Origin of the sequence: Pseudoalteromonas sp. MMG024 (assembly GCF_021654175.1) — a bacterium.
GTDB lineage: Bacteria > Pseudomonadota > Gammaproteobacteria > Enterobacterales > Alteromonadaceae > Pseudoalteromonas.
In genome coordinates, this window is record NZ_JAKFZO010000011.1 from 95,932 (window position 1) to 112,931 (window position 17,000).

The 17,000-nt window shown below is 42.5% G+C and carries 15 protein-coding genes; 9 read left to right on the forward strand and 6 right to left on the reverse strand.

Annotated features, from left to right (window positions below; all coding sequences use genetic code 11):
- Positions 1-25: 25 nt before the first annotated feature.
- The 9 genes from mutL (at position 26) to L1068_RS12365 (ending at position 9,332) form a co-directional block, all read left to right on the forward strand.
- Complete coding sequence (gene mutL / locus L1068_RS12325) at positions 26-1,837, forward strand: DNA mismatch repair endonuclease MutL (RefSeq protein WP_237130518.1); 1,812 nt, start codon at positions 26-28, stop codon at positions 1,835-1,837.
- Between the two features lie 32 nt (positions 1,838-1,869).
- The gene (gene miaA / locus L1068_RS12330; protein ID WP_237130519.1) at positions 1,870-2,787 is read left to right on the forward strand and encodes a tRNA (adenosine(37)-N6)-dimethylallyltransferase MiaA; all 918 of its coding nucleotides are present in this window, start codon (positions 1,870-1,872) and stop codon (positions 2,785-2,787) included.
- Between the two features lie 80 nt (positions 2,788-2,867).
- Positions 2,868-3,122: an RNA chaperone Hfq gene (hfq, locus tag L1068_RS12335; protein ID WP_010561063.1), complete on the forward strand. Its 255-nt coding sequence runs from the start codon at positions 2,868-2,870 to the stop codon at positions 3,120-3,122.
- An 18-nt stretch (positions 3,123-3,140) separates the two neighbouring features.
- Complete coding sequence (hflX, locus tag L1068_RS12340; RefSeq protein WP_237130520.1) at positions 3,141-4,424, forward strand: ribosome rescue GTPase HflX; 1,284 nt, start codon at positions 3,141-3,143, stop codon at positions 4,422-4,424.
- Positions 4,425-4,525: 101 nt separating this feature from the next.
- Entirely contained in the window at positions 4,526-5,695 is a 1,170-nt protein-coding gene (gene hflK / locus L1068_RS12345; RefSeq protein ID WP_237130521.1) for an FtsH protease activity modulator HflK, read from the forward strand.
- Positions 5,692-6,567 carry a protease modulator HflC gene (gene hflC / locus L1068_RS12350; protein WP_237130522.1) on the forward strand — a complete coding sequence of 292 codons (876 nt, stop codon included), beginning with the start codon at positions 5,692-5,694 and terminating at the stop codon, positions 6,565-6,567. Before hflK ends, hflC begins: the two co-directional genes overlap by 4 nt.
- 64 nt (positions 6,568-6,631) lie before the next feature.
- Positions 6,632-6,790 carry a DUF2065 domain-containing protein gene (locus tag L1068_RS12355; protein ID WP_237130523.1) on the forward strand — a complete coding sequence of 53 codons (159 nt, stop codon included), beginning with the start codon at positions 6,632-6,634 and terminating at the stop codon, positions 6,788-6,790.
- A gap of 200 nt (positions 6,791-6,990) precedes the next feature.
- The gene (locus L1068_RS12360; protein WP_054979088.1) at positions 6,991-8,307 is read left to right on the forward strand and encodes an adenylosuccinate synthase; all 1,317 of its coding nucleotides are present in this window, start codon (positions 6,991-6,993) and stop codon (positions 8,305-8,307) included.
- A gap of 392 nt (positions 8,308-8,699) precedes the next feature.
- Positions 8,700-9,332, forward strand: a complete 633-nt coding sequence (locus L1068_RS12365; RefSeq protein ID WP_237130524.1) for a tetratricopeptide repeat protein — start codon at positions 8,700-8,702, stop codon at positions 9,330-9,332.
- 21 nt (positions 9,333-9,353) lie between these two features.
- On the opposite strand, the gene recG is transcribed toward L1068_RS12365, so the two are convergent.
- The 6 genes from recG to spoT form a co-directional block, all read right to left on the reverse strand.
- On the reverse strand, positions 9,354-11,471 hold the full coding sequence (gene recG, locus L1068_RS12370) for an ATP-dependent DNA helicase RecG (protein ID WP_275419489.1): 2,118 nt from the start codon (positions 11,469-11,471) through the stop codon (positions 9,354-9,356).
- Positions 11,472-11,521: 50 nt separating this feature from the next.
- On the reverse strand, positions 11,522-12,220 hold the full coding sequence (gene trmH / locus L1068_RS12375; protein ID WP_237130526.1) for a tRNA (guanosine(18)-2'-O)-methyltransferase TrmH: 699 nt from the start codon (positions 12,218-12,220) through the stop codon (positions 11,522-11,524).
- Between the two features lie 78 nt (positions 12,221-12,298).
- A complete protein-coding gene (asnC, locus tag L1068_RS12380; RefSeq protein WP_010561054.1) occupies positions 12,299-12,757 on the reverse strand; it encodes a transcriptional regulator AsnC in 459 nt (152 codons plus the stop codon).
- Positions 12,758-12,765: 8 nt separating this feature from the next.
- Positions 12,766-14,373, reverse strand: coding sequence for a FapA family protein (locus L1068_RS12385; protein WP_237130527.1), 1,608 nt, complete (start codon positions 14,371-14,373; stop codon positions 12,766-12,768).
- 113 nt (positions 14,374-14,486) lie between these two features.
- The gene (locus L1068_RS12390) at positions 14,487-14,879 is read right to left on the reverse strand and encodes a RidA family protein (protein WP_237130528.1); all 393 of its coding nucleotides are present in this window, start codon (positions 14,877-14,879) and stop codon (positions 14,487-14,489) included.
- A gap of 15 nt (positions 14,880-14,894) precedes the next feature.
- Positions 14,895-17,000, reverse strand: a complete 2,106-nt coding sequence (gene spoT / locus L1068_RS12395) for a bifunctional GTP diphosphokinase/guanosine-3',5'-bis pyrophosphate 3'-pyrophosphohydrolase (protein ID WP_100912641.1) — start codon at positions 16,998-17,000, stop codon at positions 14,895-14,897.

The following is a 17,000-nucleotide window of genomic DNA, read 5'->3' on the forward strand; positions in this document are numbered from 1 at the left end:
TACCTCGATTTTTGAACTTGTAATTATGTCTATACAAATATTACCCGCTCGCCTTGCCAACCAAATAGCTGCTGGTGAAGTAGTAGAACGCCCCGCATCAGTGGTTAAAGAGCTGGTGGAAAACAGTTTAGATGCGGGTGCAACGCGCATTCAAATTGATATTGAACGCGGTGGTCACAAACTAATACGTATTCGCGATAATGGCTTTGGTATTGACAAAGACCAACTAACTTTAGCGTTGTCGCGCCATGCAACCAGCAAAATAAAATCACTCGATGACTTAGAGCAAATCGTATCACTAGGCTTTCGTGGCGAAGCTTTGGCGTCAATTAGCTCAGTATCGCGCTTAACATTGACCTCTAAAACTGAGGCACAAAGCGAAGCGTGGCAAGCGTATGCTGAAGGGCGAGATATGGCGGTACAAATTACGCCTGCCTCGCATCCTAATGGCACAACCATTGAAGTGGTTGATTTATTTTTTAACACACCAGCTCGTCGTAAATTTTTACGCACCGAGAAAACTGAATTTCACCATATTGATGAACTGCTAAAGCGCATTGCATTGTCGCGTTTTGATGTGGCAATTACGCTTAAGCATAATGGCAAAACCGTGCGCCAATACCGTGCACAAATGCAGCAAGAAAATTACGTCAAGCGTGTTGCCCAAGTTGCGGGGAAAGTGTTTGAACAGCAGGCTGTGTATGTCGATTCTGGTGATGAGCGCTTACGCCTGTATGGTTGGGTATTACCCGTTGGCGATAAAACAGAGCCGCAGTACACTTATGTTAATGGTCGTATGATGCGTGATAAGTTAATTTTTCACGCGATTCGTCAAACATTTGAAGAATATGCTTCAGGCTATGATATTCCGGGTTTTGTTATTTACCTTGAGATAGAACCGCGCCAAGTCGATGTGAACGTACACCCAGCAAAACACGAAGTACGCTTTCATCAAGGGCGTTTAGTACATGACTTTATTGTACAAGCAGTGAGGCAAGCGATTAGTTTTGAACAGCCGCTCGATATCATTCCAAGTAATGAGACTAGCGATTATCTACTACAGCAAATGCATCAATTTGATGCTGGGCATGAACCCAGCGCGGTGACTACGCCGCAAGTGCGTGAACAAAGCGCTTCTTTTTCCGCGCCTAGTGGTAGTTCAGGTTACAAAAAGCCGCTAATGCAGCATCATAAAGTCCCCGATAGCGTAAAACAGCATTCGGTAAATGCCTTCTATCAGGGAGTCGCCGATCAGGTCATTGAATCAGCAGTTCATCACACGCTTAATGATATACCGCAATCAACTAATAGCGCAGAATGCATTGAGTTATTGCCGCTACGCCAAGGAAAAGCACTGCGCAGTGTAAATGGTGAACCGCAGTTGATCGATCTTACGCCAGCAATCCTTACCCTTTGGCAAACGCATGTTGAACAACAAGGGCAACTTGAAAGTAAAAGTCTGCTGTTACCTGTACGTATCAATTTATCGTCAGACTTGCTTGATAAAGTGCAAGACAACATTTCATGGTTAGGAATTCTTGGTTTTGATATTGCCGTCAACTCTCAGTTTTTGTTAGTGAAAAAATTACCTGAGGTTTTATATTCAGTGGATGTTAATCAAATCTTAGATAACTTGTTTGACCATGCATTGCGACAAAATGAAAAAGCCGATCTGACGTTTTGGCTGACTTGGCTGAAAAATATTGCCTTAGTTCAGCCGCTAGGCTACACAATTACTAAGCAATTAGTCGAGTTAGTGGTAAAAAAGCCTGAATTAATTGCCAGTTTTAAAACGAAAACTGTTAAAATTGACATAGAAAACAGTCTTTTTGACTAACCGATTAATTTTTAGTTTAGCAAGGAAAAACGTTGCAACAATTGCCAGTTATTTGCTTAATGGGACCGACTGCTTCCGGTAAAACCGATTTAGCGATTCAGCTATGTCAGCATTTAAATACCGAAGCAATAAGTGTCGACTCTGCGTTGGTATACAAAGGCATGGATATTGGTTCCGCGAAGCCGAATGCTGAAGAGTTGGCATTAGCACCGCACCGACTCATCGATTTAATCGATCCTGCTGATAGTTATTCTGCAGCTGACTTTCGCCGTGATGCGCTAGATAATATTGCCCAGTTACATAGCCAAGGCAAAATTCCGCTGTTGGTGGGGGGCACCATGATGTATTTCAAAGCGTTACTTGAAGGCTTGTCACCATTACCAAATGCAGACCAAGCAATTCGTGCTGAACTTGAGCAAGAAGCGCAACTGAAAGGCTGGCCCGCATTGCATCAAGAACTGACACACGTCGATCCAGTTGCAGCTGCAAAAATTAATGAAAATGATTCACAGCGTATTAATCGCGCTTTAGAGGTATACCGTTTAACGGGTAAACCAATGAGTGAGCTACAAAAGGTTAAGTCAGAACCGTTACCTTTTGATGTTTTACAGTTTGCGATTGCACCGAGCGATCGCGCTGTGTTACACCAACGTATTGAAAAAAGATTTAAAATAATGCTCGATATGGGGTTTGAAAAAGAAGTTCTGGCCTTATATACAAGAAAGGACTTACATCCAGACCTACCGTCTATTCGCTGCGTAGGTTATCGTCAAATGTGGGATTATCTCGCGGGCGAGGATGATTATGATGAAATGGTTTTTAAGGGCATAGCTGCTACGCGTCAGCTTGCTAAACGTCAGTTGACTTGGTTACGTGGCTGGCAAAATATTACTTGGCTAGAATCAGGCGATGAAGAAAACTTGCAACGCGTGTTAAGTTCGCTAAGCTAGTAAAGTGGTGCAGTAAAAATAATTGAATTCGTTAGAGTTATCGAATTTTATAAGAACACCTAGAACTAAGGAAAATAACAATGGCAAAAGGCCAATCATTACAAGACCCATTTTTGAACGCGTTACGCCGTGAACGTATTCCTGTAGCAATTTATTTAGTTAACGGCATCAAGCTACAAGGCAAAATTCAGTCATTTGACCAATTTGTAATTTTACTAGAAAACACTGTAAACCAAATGGTTTACAAACACGCTATTTCAACTGTTGTACCTGCACGAGCTGTTAATTTCCAAGCAACTCAGGGCGGTGCAGAAGACGAGAGCGGTAACTACTAATTAATAGGAGTTTAATGCTTGTTTGACCGTTATGAAGCCGGTGAACAGGCAGTCTTAGTTCATATCGAATTTCCAAATGAAGGCGATCGAGAAGATTTGCAAGAATTGGAAATGCTCGTTTCTTCAGCTGGTGTAAATGCATTGACGGTTGTGCAAGGCAGTCGTCAATCACCGCATGCCAAATACTTCGTCGGAAGCGGTAAAGCTGAGGAAATTGCTGAGATTGTCAAAATCCATGATGCAGATGTAATCATCTTTAATCACGAATTATCCCCCTCACAAGAACGTAACTTAGAGGCGATATGTAAATGTCGCGTGCTTGATAGAACCAGTTTGATTCTTGATATCTTTGCGCAAAGAGCGCGCACTCATGAAGGTAAGCTACAAGTAGAACTTGCGCAACTACGCCATATTTCTACCCGATTGATTCGAGGTTGGACTCACCTTGAAAGGCAAAAAGGGGGCATAGGTTTACGAGGTCCGGGTGAAACCCAGCTTGAAACCGACCGCCGTTTAATTCGTGGCAAAATTAAAAATATTTTAAAGCGCTTAGAAAAAGTAGCTAAACAACGTGAACAAGGACGCCGCGCACGAAACCGAAATGAAATTCCAACCGTATCATTAGTTGGATATACCAATGCGGGTAAATCAACCTTGTTTAATCGCATCACCGATAGCGATGTATATGCGGCGGATCAGTTGTTTGCGACGCTTGACCCAACACTTCGTAAAATTGAGGTGCCAGATTTGGGGCCAACAATTCTTGCTGATACTGTTGGTTTTATTAGGCATTTACCCCATGACTTAGTCGCTGCGTTTAAATCAACGTTAGCTGAGACCCGTGAAGCGGATTTACAACTTCACGTAATTGATGTCGCAGATGCAAGGCGTCAAGAAAATATCGAACAAGTACAAGATGTACTGAGAGAAATCGATGCTGATGAAGTACCGCAGCTATTGGTTTACAATAAAATCGATTTAGTGGAAGAGGTGTCTCCACGTATTGATCGCAACGATGAAGGTCGACCTATTCGCGTTTGGTTATCGGCACAAACTGGGGTAGGTTGTGAACTATTGCTTGAAGCGATTGGCGAATGCTTGGCGGAACAAATGTTCCATGAAAATATGCGCATTCCGCCGCAATTAGGTCGCTTACAAGGTGCGCTTTATCGATTAAATGCGGTGCAAGCTGAAAACTTTGATGAGCTGGGTAATTGGCTATTAGATGTCAGGTTACCTATGTCAGACTGGCAGCGCTTGAAAAAAGAGTTCGGTGAGCAAATACAAGAATTAGTGGTTTAACTTTTCAAAAATATTTGTTTACCGTAAAAATTAGAAAATCCCCTAAGGTTTTGGTAAATTTACCAAAGTTTAATTTTAATTATTAATATTGGAGTGACGCTATGGCCTGGAACGAGCCGGGTAACAATGGCAACGACAAAGACCCATGGAATAACAAGGGCGGTCGAGATCAGGGTCCACCTGATTTAGATGAAGTGTTCCGCAAATACGGCGACCGCTTTGGTGGCTTATTTGGCGGCAAAAAAGGATCAAGCAACGGCGGTTTAAGTGGCCCTGCGCTGGTATTTGTTTTAATTATCGCTATTACTGTTTGGGCTATTAGTGGTTTTTACACGGTGAAAGAAGCAGAGCGTGGTGTTGTATTACGCTTCGGTCAGTTCCATGAAGTTGCTATGCCAGGTCTTCGTTGGAAAATGACGTTTGTTGATCGTGTCATCCCTGTAGATATTGAAGCAGTGCGTTCACTTTCTGCATCAGGCTTTATGCTTACTGAAGATGAGAACGTGGTAAGTGTTGAGTTCGTGGTTCAGTACCGTGTTACCGATGCATATTTATACCGCTTCAGCGTAACGGATGCAGACCACAGCTTACAGCAAGCGCTTGACAGTGCACTGCGTTATGTTGTTGGTCACGCAAAAATGGATGATGTATTAACGAAAGGCCGTGAGCAGGTGCGTCAAGACACTTGGCAGGAACTTGAGAAAATTATCACGCCATATAATTTAGGTATCGTACTGACAGACGTTAACTTTAAAGATGCGCGTCCACCGGCAGAAGTTAAAGATGCGTTTGATGATGCAATTGCTGCACAAGAAGATGAAGAGCGCTTTATTCGTGAAGCTGAAGCATATCAACGTGAGATTGAACCAACTGCGCGTGGTCGTGTAACACGTATGACGCAAGAAGCAGAAGCGTATAAAGAGCGTGTAACGCTTGAAGCGCAAGGTGAAATCGCACGTTTTGAACGTCTATTACCAGAATACCAAGCTGCTAAAGAAGTAACGCGTCAGCGTCTTTATATTGATGCGATGGAAGAAGTATTAAGTAACACGTCAAAGGTAATTGTTGATGTAGAAGGTGGTAATAATATGATGTATTTACCGCTCGATAAAATTATTCAGCAATCGAAAGAAAACGCAATGCCTGCTCGTCAACGCAATGATGTTGATAACTTAAGACAGCAACTAGGTACAACGAAAAACAGCCAGCTAAATTCGGCGAATGACCGCTACTCTAGCGACCGTTACAACTCTGGGAGATACAATCAATGAAAAACTTTGGTTTAGTTATTGTTGTTATTCTAGCGATGCTTAGTTTTTCTGGTCTGTTTGTGGTGCCAGAAGGTCAAAAGGCAATTGTATTAGAGTTTAGTAAAGTTAAGAAAGATAGCGAAGATAGCCCGGTTGTGTATGAGCCAGGTCTGCAATTTAAAATGCCGTTTATCTCTCAAGTACGTAAGCTAGATTCGCGTATTCAAACACTGGACGGTTCACCAGATCGTTTTGTAACAAGCGAAAAGAAAGACTTAATTGTTGATTCGTATGTTAAATGGCGTGTTAAAGACTTCAGTAAGTTCTACCTGCGTGCTCGTGGTGATAAGCAATATGCTGAAACACTACTTAAGCAAAAGGTGAACAATGGTTTAAGAACTAACTTTGGTTCGCGCACAATTCGCGAGATTGTGTCAGGTGAGCGTAGCGCCCTAATGGAAGAGGCATTATCACAAGCTTCTGAAAGTGCTGCGGAGTTAGGTATTGAAGTACTTGATGTACGTGTTAAGAAAATTAATTTACCGACAGAAGTAAGTAATTCAATTTTCCAACGTATGCGCGCTGAGCGTTCTGCTGTAGCGAAAGAACACCGTTCTGAAGGTATGGAGAAGGCTGAGGAAATTCGCGCTGACGTAGACCGTCGTGTAACGGTTATGCTTGCTGATGCAGAGCGTAATGCACGAAGTGTACGTGGTGAAGGTGATGCGTTAGCAGCAAAAATTTATGCTGATGCGTACAACAAAGACGCAGAATTCTATAGCTTCTTACGCAGCCTAGATGCTTACAAAGCAACCTTTAAAAACAAAGAAGACGTTATGGTGCTGAGCCCTGATAGTGACTTCTTTAAGTATATGAAGCAAACCGGTAAGTAAATTACCCAGTTGCAATATAATATTAAAAGCCCTGCACTTGCAGGGCTTTTTTATGGAGAAAATAATGAGCTTTGATGTATTGCTATTGGCGTTTGCTTTGTTTCCAGCGAAGTGGCGCGAGTATTTACGCGAAATAGCGCAATTAGCTGATCCGCAATTGCGGATGATAGGCGTTGCTTTAATCTTGATTGGTTGGCTGCTTTTTATGTGGTTAAAACCATAAAATAAAAAACAACCAAGAGATAAAATAAAAATTAAATTTATTAATAAATTATCTAAAAACAATAGTGCTTAATGAGCTTGTATATACCAATTTAATTGAAGTTATTTAGATAAAATGATGAAAAAAGCTGCTAAACGGGGTGATCTTTGCCCCCATTTTTTGATAGAATCTGCGCCTAATTTTCTTTAAGTGAAGTTACAATGGGTAAAAACGTCGTTGTATTAGGCACCCAATGGGGTGACGAAGGTAAAGGTAAGGTTGTTGACCTACTAACAGATAAAGCGTCTTTAGTTGTACGTTATCAAGGTGGTCACAACGCAGGTCACACACTCGTTATTAACGGTGAGAAAACAGTTCTTCACCTTATCCCATCAGGTGTTCTACGTGACAATGTTAAATGTGTAATCGGTAACGGTGTAGTATTAGCACCAGATGCACTTATGCGCGAAATCGGCATGCTTGAAGAGCGTGGTGTTCCGGTTAGAGAGCGTTTATTAATTTCTGAAGCATGTCCACTAATCCTACCGTATCACGTAGCATTAGACATGGCTCGTGAAGAAGCACGTGGCGCTAAAGCTATCGGTACTACAGGTCGTGGTATTGGTCCAGCTTACGAAGATAAAGTGGCGCGTCGTGGCTTACGTGTTGGCGATTTATTTAACCCAGAGTTATTCGCTGAAAAACTAAAAGAAGTAGTTGAGTATCATAACTTTACACTAGTTAATTACTACAAAGTTGATCCAGTTGATTACCAAGAAACATTAGACGCAGCAATGGCAGTTGCTGACATTCTTAAGTCTATGGTTGTTGACGTTACTGAGTTACTTGACCAAGCACGCACTAATGGTGAGCACATCTTATTTGAAGGTGCACAAGGTACACTACTTGATATCGACCACGGTACATACCCATACGTTACGTCTTCAAATACAACGGCTGGCGGTGTAGCTACGGGTGCTGGTTTTGGTCCATTAAACCTAGATTACGTATTAGGTATCGTGAAAGCATACACAACACGTGTTGGTTCAGGTCCTTTCCCAACTGAACTTTATGACGGTTTAGATAAGCAAGACCCTGTTGGCAAACACTTAGGTGACAAAGGTCACGAGTTTGGCGCAACAACGGGTCGTTTACGTCGTACAGGTTGGTTCGATGCTGTTGCAATGCGTCGTGCGGTACAAATTAACTCTATTACAGGCTTCTGTTTAACTAAACTAGACGTATTAGACGGTTTAGAAACAATCAAAATCTGTACTGGTTACCAGCTTGAAGATGGCACAGTTACAAACGTAACACCACTTGCTGCTGAAGGTTACGAGAAAGTAACACCAGTATACGAAGAGATGCCAGGTTGGAGCGAAAATACGTTCGGTGTAACAACTTACGAAGGCTTACCGCAAGCTGCACGTAACTATATCAAGCGTTTAGAAGAAATCACTGGTGTACCAATCGATATCATTTCGACTGGCCCAGATCGTGTAGAAACGATGATTGTACGCAACCCATTTGGTGAGTAAATTTAGTTTCTAGAAAAAAGCTGCAGTTTGCAGCTTTTTTTATGCCTAAAATTCAAAGGTTGGTATATATTTTGTATCAATTATTTTAAATTGGTATGAGCTCCAGTTTTGTTATACCAATTCTGTTAAGTATGTGATCAGGGATAGCGTTGGATAAATGAAATGGTAACAAGGCAGAATTTTTCTTATGTAGTTGTTCTGCATTGATAAATTCTAACGCAGTTAGCATGATATTTAGCCCGCTAGGATGATCAGCTATTTAAGTGAATTGGTATTCAATATTTGAACACGTTTATCGCGCTAGCTATAAGTGGAGTGCGGTGGTTAGCTCACTGAATGATTAACTAGTTAAGTGGATTGACTTAACTGGCCTCGAATATCTGAGAATTATTATGCGTTTATTTATGCGAACACTGTGTCAAACCTTTGCTGTAACAGGGCTGCTTTTTAGCTCTGCAAGTGTGCTTGCCGAAAACCCTGAACTTCAAGCAGTGCAAATTTACAGCCAAGATGAACTGATTAAACTCATAAATAAAAATGAACATTTAACACGAGTAAAGCTCGATGATTGCCAACTTGTGCAAGATATCGAAGCGCGTGCAAGTAAAATGAAAATCCCTGCATATCAGTTTTTATATGGCGATATGTTGGCATACGCAGTATGTGTAGAACGCGATGTTGATCTTGGCGTGTATTATATGCGCGAAGCGGCAGATCAAGGCTTAGCGGCGGCGCTAGAGCAACTCGGTCGCTATTACCATGTTGGCCAATTGGTGCAGCGCGATATCAATAAAGCCATTATTTATCTACGTGAGGCTGCATCGCTTGGTAATTTAAATGCACAAATTAGGCTTGTTGATTTGTTTAACGCGGGGCTAGGTAGCCCTCGCGATTTTGAAGATGCGTACCGCTGGCTTAATGGCGCTTTAATTTACGATAAAAAGCGCCATCAAGAAGTCGCAAAAAAGCTCGCATTGCTCGCTGAAAAAATGCCACCGAGCGCGTTAGCTCGCGCCAAAAAATAAAAATGCCATTTAGCTTAACGATTATGCCTGTGCGAATTGCTCTTTATTGGGCAACCAACGGGCAATAATTTGCTCAGCAAGGTCGCTATGCTCAGTTAAAAAGCGTTTAGCGACGGGCCTAACTTGTTCTACTAGGGCTTTGTCTCGCACAAGATCAGCAATTCTAAATTCCGCAAGTCCCGTCTGTTTTGTACCAAGCACTTCGCCGGGTCCACGGATCTCTAAATCTCGCTCTGCAATGACAAAGCCGTCGTTGCTATCGCGCAGCACTCCTAAACGTTTTTGACCTGTGCTAGATAGCGGTGGGTGATATAGCAGTACGCAATGCGATGCGACTGAGCCACGGCCAACACGGCCGCGTAACTGGTGTAATTGGGCAAGCCCTAAACGTTCTGGGTTTTCAATAATAATTAAGCTAGCGTTAGGTACATCTACCCCAACCTCTATTACGGTTGTAGCAACCAATACGTCTATTTTGCCCGCTTTAAACTCCGACATGATGAACTGCTTTTCACTTGGTTTCATGCGGCCGTGAACCAATTCGATAGCAACATCGGGTAGCGCTTTAGCTAATTCTTTTGCGCTATCCTCCGCAGCTTGACATTGCAATGCCTCAGATTCTTCAATTAGCGTACACACCCAATAAACCTGACGCTTGTCTTGCAGTACAGACTGCTGTACACGGTTAATAATGTCTTGGCGGCGGGTATCTGGAATAGCCACCGTTGTAATAGGTGTTCTGCCCGGTGGTAACTCGTCAATAATCGATGTTTCTAAATCGGCATAGGCGGTCATTGCTAAGGTGCGTGGAATAGGTGTTGCAGTCATAACTAACTGGTGTGGGTAGCAGTTGCCATTACGGCCTTTTTCACGTAATTCTAAACGTTGGTGTACGCCAAAGCGGTGTTGTTCATCAATAATAATCAGTGCGAGATTATTAAAGCTCACTTGTTCTTGGAATAACGCATGGGTGCCGACAATCATTTGTGCTTCGCCGGAGGCTATTTGCTCAAGTGCTACAGTGCGTTCTTTGCCTTTAGTTTTACCTGCTAACCACGCAATTTTAACCCCTAACGGCTCAAACCAAGCCCGAAAAGCGTTAGCGTGCTGCTCGGCTAAAATCTCGGTAGGTGCCATTAAGGCAACTTGATAACCTTGGCTAATCGCTGTAAGTGCTGACTTTGCCGCAACTAACGTTTTGCCCGAACCAACATCGCCTTGAACTAATCGCATCATAGGGTAGGGCTGAGTCAGATCGTGTTTAATTTCTGCCACTACACGCTGTTGCGCATTAGTTGGTGTGAAAGGTAGCAGGGCAAGTAACTGTGGCTCAAGAGAATTAGTTGGTGGCAAGGCTACCGCCTGATGCACTTGCCCTTTGGCGCGCAGTTTTAAAAGGCTTAAATTTTGTGCCAGTATTTCTTCAAATGCGAGTCGTTGCTGAGCAGGGTGAAGCCCTTGCTCAAGTAATAGCGTACTTTCCTCAGGACTTGGTTTGTGAAGCGTTAGTAAGGCTTTTTTCAAACTGTACCCTTGCGGTTGATACTGAGCTGGCAAGAGTTCTTGAATATCATAGCGCTCTAGTAAGGCTACGGCCTGGCTGCTCAGTTTGCGTAACGACAGCTGCTTTAAGCCTTCCGTTGTTGGGTAAACGGGCGTAAGGGATTCTTCAACTTGGCTTGTCGCATGCTCATCGATGATTTTATACTCAGGATGAGCCATTTCATAGCCGTTCCTACCGCGGCGAATTTCTCCAAAACAGCGTATTCTGCTGCCCGGAGTTAAATTATTTTTTTGTGCAGCGGTAAAAGTGAAAAAGCGTAATGTTAGTCTGCCTGTGCCATCGTTAACTTGGCAATTAAGCATGCGACGTTTACCAAAGCTGATATTGGTATTTTCAATAGTCGCTTCAATGCTGACATGATAGTGCGCTTGCAGCTCGCAAATAGGATAAATGCGAGTGCGATCTTCATAGCGCAGCGGTAAATGAAAGAGTAAGTCTTGTACGGTAAAAATATGCAGCTTTGCTAAACGCTCTGCAATTTTAGGCCCTGCACCTTTTAGTTCAGTGATGGGGTATGAGGCAAGATCAATTGCCATAGCTGTCCTTTCGTTTTTACCGTCCTTGGTTTTTAACAGGTTAAGTTTAAAGTTGCAATAGATAACTGTAAAAATAACCAGTGTTTGGCTTAGGCTTTTTTAACAAAGCGTAGGGTATTCCAAAACGCTTCGTCAGCCACAATTTCACCCTCATCATCGAGTTCTGGGTAAGCTAGGTCTTTTTGTCGGCATTGTTGCGCGATAATAGGGTGGCAGCCTTCAAATAGTAAGGTGTGCTTAGTGTTTTTATCTAAGTGGTCATTAGGCTGATACATGTCTGCATTTTCGCGCTGACGCTGTGCTTCGTATAGAATTAGCGCTGCAGCAACGGATACATTTAATGACTGCACCATGCCTTCCATTGGAATGATAATATGCTGGTCCGCATGAGCGAGTGCTTTGTCGGAAATACCATCGCGCTCTTGGCCAACAATAACGGCAGTTGGTTTTGTGTAATCAATTTCACGAAAATCAACGGCGCTATCTGATAGGTTTGTCGCTAAAATTTGCACGCCTGGAATTTGTTCACGAAGTGCTTTTACCGCATCATCAATATCATCGTGCATATGGGTTTCCACCCAGTTTTTACTACCACCCGATGTATTATTCGTTAAACGACGCTGTTCTCTTGGCCAAACCGCATGAACATGGTGACAACCAACGGCGTCAGCGGTTCTAACAATTGCTGATAAGTTATGATGTTTGTGCACTTCGTCTAAGCACACAGTTAAATCAAGTTGACGTTTGTCGAGTACAGATTTTACGCGTTTGTAACGGTTATCGGCCATGATTATTCTCCGGAAAATTCGCGGCGATTATACCTAGCTGGTGTGTCTCTCGCAATTATTCTGCACCACAGTGAAATGTTATGGCGTTACATCTCGGTTAATTGGGTTTTGTAAGGAGATTAAGGTCTCGGTTGATTGGATTACGTCAATGGCCTGAATTTTATTGATTAGCACGTCTTGCAGGTGATCAATTGAACGTGTCACAACCTTAATAAAAATACTGTAATTACCTGTGGTGTAATAGGCTTCTACCACTTCTTCTAACGCTTCTAAGCGCTTGATAGTGTCGGGATAATCTTTGGCATTTTTTAAGTTAATACCAATAAAACAACATACGTCGTAACCTAGATTTTTTTCGTTAATAGAAACTTTTGTGCCCGTAATAATATTGGCTTGTTTCATTTTCTCAACACGTACGTGAATTGTGCCGGCACTGACTTCAAACTTTTTTGCTAGCTCAGCATAAGGCACGCGCGCGTTGTCCATCAACGCGTGCAGAATCGATTTGTCGAGATTATCCATTTTGTATTGGGTCATAATTTTGGCTAGGTTGTTTTAAACTCTAATTCGATTTTGTTTTTATCGATACGTGCAGTAAGGGGGGGATAAATGCGCGCCGTTTTGAGTACTTTGTTAAAAATACGCAGCTCTACGTTTGAGTGTAGTGCTTTTTGTACTTCGAGATAGCAGTAATCACGGAGCATATGAATGGCACGTTCTAGCTTGGCGGCTTTATTTGGCAGTAACTCAATTAACTGTTCGTTAAGGTTTTGCTTATCAGAGATTTCAATTAACAGGTTTTGTTGTTTATCGGCATCTTCGATAGACAGTGCTTTATCAAACTCAGACTCGAGCGCTTCTAGCTGCTGATTACATAACCGCACTTGTTCAAAAATTTCATCGGTGCGGTTTTTCAATAATACAGCTGCATGACCTAAGTGAATTTCTGTATGTGCTCCTTTATCGGTGCCCACTTCACCACAAATCATGGTTTTAGCATCAAGCACTTTACCGCCAATGAGTTTGCCATCCCCTTTTTCAGGGTTGCCGATCATTAGCTCATTTTTTGCTTTAATGTGGCAGTGGCTTGCCTGGCTTTTAATTTTAACCTGATTGCCAGATAAATACGTATATTGTGCGTAGCTGATGGTTAAGTTGCCTTCACAGCTAATTTTATTCGAAAGCTCATCGTTCTCTTTGTGGTGACCTAAACAGCCTTCTTTAACTTCTATGCTACCTGTGGCGTTTAGCTCCGCAGATTCAACGCTACCAAATACGGTAATGTCGCCTTTTGCGGTTACTTTCATACCCGGTTCAATATTCTCGGTAATGATCACTGAACCGTCAAAATCAATATGGCCTGATTTTACGTCTACATTAGGAATGGTAAATACATCGTCAACACGCATACCGTATTTGTCATCAACAGGAACGCCGGCAATAGTAGCAACTAGGTACTTATCGTCGGTGCCACTTAGTTCAGTGCCGTCACCTGCAATTAATTTTACTTCATCGCCCGGTTTGGCCTTTAGTGTTTCACCAAGTACGTTAAATCCGTCTTTGCCTAAGGTGGCAAAGTGGTGCGTCATCAGGGTATCACCGGGTTTTACACTGGCGAGTGCGCCAAAATCACGCATATCTACAGAACCATCTTCTCGGCGCTTCGGTTGACGAACGCGGTCGGCAAGAGTTTGTACATTCTTTTCAAGTGAACCGTTTTTACCGGCAACAGGAATTTGCCCTTTGGCAATTACGATCGAGAGCTCTTTGCCTGGCATTGCCTCAAATTGCTTACCTAGTAACGACTCTAACCAAACTTGTTTGTAACCGCGGGTGATGTTGGCTTGTTTAATGATTTCAACGGCCTGCTCCATGCTCATCAACTCACCGCCGTAGGCCGTGGTTAACACGGCGGTTGCAGCCATTTTGTCTTCACTGACCGACACTGTCAGTGTTGCATCGTGTTTTTCCGCAACAATCAGTTCGTTAAAGTCGGGATCGCGAAAAGCTTCTTTCACTTCTTTTGTTAAAACATAACAATCGGCGAATTCAGAGTTAGCGAGTGCTTGAAAGACAAAGTCAGCACTCGGCGGCATGGGCGTTTGCTCAGAAACTGTCAGTACAACTTGATTTTCGTTATTAAGAGTAAACACTTAAGCTCCTAGGCCATTATGATTAACAAACTATACATGTTTTTTTAGCATAAAAAAAAGGGCATAACAGCCCTTTATATTTAATTTTTTCATTATTTTATTAATGAATTAAATTAATTGGTTGATGGTAACTCTAAAATGCCATCAATTTCGATTTGTGAACCTTTTGGTAGTTCAGCAACACCAATCGCAGCGCGCGCTGGATACGGTTCGTTAAAATACTGGCTCATCACTTCATTTACGGTTGCGAAGTTAGACAGGTCAGTTAGGAAAATATTTACTTTAACCATGTTTTGAATTTCGCCGCCAGTAGCCTGACATACAGATACTAGGTTTTTAAATACTTGATGTGTTTGCTCAGTGAAATCGTCTGATACCATTTCCATTGTTTCAGGAACCAGTGGAATTTGGCCTGAAAGGTAAACCGTAGTACCTACTTTTACTGCTTGGCTATATGTGCCAATTGCTGCAGGTGCTGTATCAGTGCTAATAATTGATTTTGTCATAATTTATCTTCTTAATTATTTTCGGCGATATACTTTTTGTACATCTGGCATTACTCGAATTCGGCGCATTATGTTAGCGACATGGATGCGGTCTTTCACTGTGATACCTAGATCGATTAGGTATAAGTTACTCTCTTTTTCTTCGGTACTAATTTCAACAATATTTGCCGCGGTCGTTGATACTAAATTCGTTAATTTAGCGAGTGCGCCTTGGTGGTTTATAATTTCAACACGTAGTGCTGCAATATATTCTTTTTCTGGGTTGTCTTCCCATTTCACAACAAAATATTTAGAGCGTTCTTGTTGCCAACCGCGAATGTTCTTACATTCTTGGCGATGAACAGTAAGGCCTTTACCTTGGCTAATATGCGCAACAATCTCATCACCAGGAACAGGGCGACAGCACTTAGAGTAGTTAATTAACATCCCTTCAGTACCAATAATGGCTGCTTTTTTGTTGTGGTTTAGTTCGCCAACATCTTCGCCTTGTTCTTGTAGCAGACGCTTTGCGACAAGTAGGCTTAAAATGTTACCTGAACCAATTTCTATTAATAGTTTATCCAGTGAATCAACATTATGTTCTTCCACTGTGCGTGCCAGCGCTTCTTCACTTACATCGCTTAAATGGTGCTCGCCAAGTGCTGAATCTAAAAGGCGACGGCCTAATTGCAGTGCTTCTTCGTGCTCTTGCTTCTTAAGGTATTTTTGCACGCCCATACGCGCTTTTGCGGTAACAATAAAGTTAAGCCAAGTCGCATTAGGGTGAGCACCTGAGCTAGTAATAACTTCAACCGTTTGGCCGGTATCAAGCGCGGCGCTTAGTGGGTAAGGCTTTCTATTCACCCGCACGCCAACACAGGTGTTACCAACGTCGGTGTGAACTGCGTAGGCAAAATCGACCGCTGTGGCGCCCATTGGTAATTCAATTATGCGACCATCTGGCGTGAATACGTAAATCTCTTCAGGGAAAAGTTCTGTTTTAACGTTTTCAACAAATTCGAATGATGAGCCTGCACTTTGTTGTAATTCAAGTAAGCTTTGCATCCACTGACGAGCGCGTTGCTGCGCCGTATTACCCGCACTATCACCCGCTTTTTTGTAAAGCCAGTGTGCGGCAACCCCTTTATCAGCCATTTGATCCATTTCATGGGTGCGAATTTGAATTTCAACGGGAATACCATGAGGACCTACAAGCGAGGTATGCAAAGATTGATAGCCATTGGTCTTTGGTACGGCGATGTAGTCTTTAAAGCGCGTTTCGATTGGTTTGTATAGGTTGTGCACAACCCCAAGTACGCGGTAGCAGGTGTCCATTGAATTGGCGACAATGCGAAACGCGTAAATATCCATTACTTCGTTAAACATCAGCTCTTTATTTAGCATTTTACGGTAAATGCTATAAAGGTGTTTTTCGCGGCCTGATACTTCAACTTCAATGCCCGATTCTTCAATGCGCGAGATAATCTCGTTTTGAATATTTTGAATAATCTCTTTACGGTTGCCACGTGCTTTAGTGACTTCGTTTTTTAGCGCGCGATGACGCATTGGGTAAAGCGCTTGAAAGCCTAAATCTTCCAACTCATTTTTAATGTCATGAATACCAAGACGGTTGGCTATTGGGGCAAAAATCTCAAGTGTTTCACGGGCAATGCGGCGACGTTTTTCAGGACGCAGTGCGCCAAGTGTTCGCATATTGTGCGTGCGGTCTGCAAGTTTGATAAGAATAACGCGAATATCTTGCGTCATTGCCATAATCATTTTGCGATAGTTTTCCGCTTGGAATTCTTTTTGGTCTTTAAAGCTGAGTTTATCGAGTTTTGACACGCCTTCAACCAGTTCGGCAACAGTATCGCCAAAAATTTCAGCAAGGTCTTGTTGGCTGAAATCGGTATCTTCAATCACGTCATGCATTAATGCAGCCATTAAGGTTTCGTGATCTAAGCGCATATTAGCAAGTATTTGTGTCACCTCAACAGGGTGGGTGATATAGGGTTCACCACTTGAACGTGTTTGACCTTCGTGTGCGTCACGTGCAACCACATAGGCCTTTTGCACAAGTTCAACTTGCTCTGGCGTTAAATATTCTGAGATGTTCTTTTTAAGACCTTCAAAAAGATACAT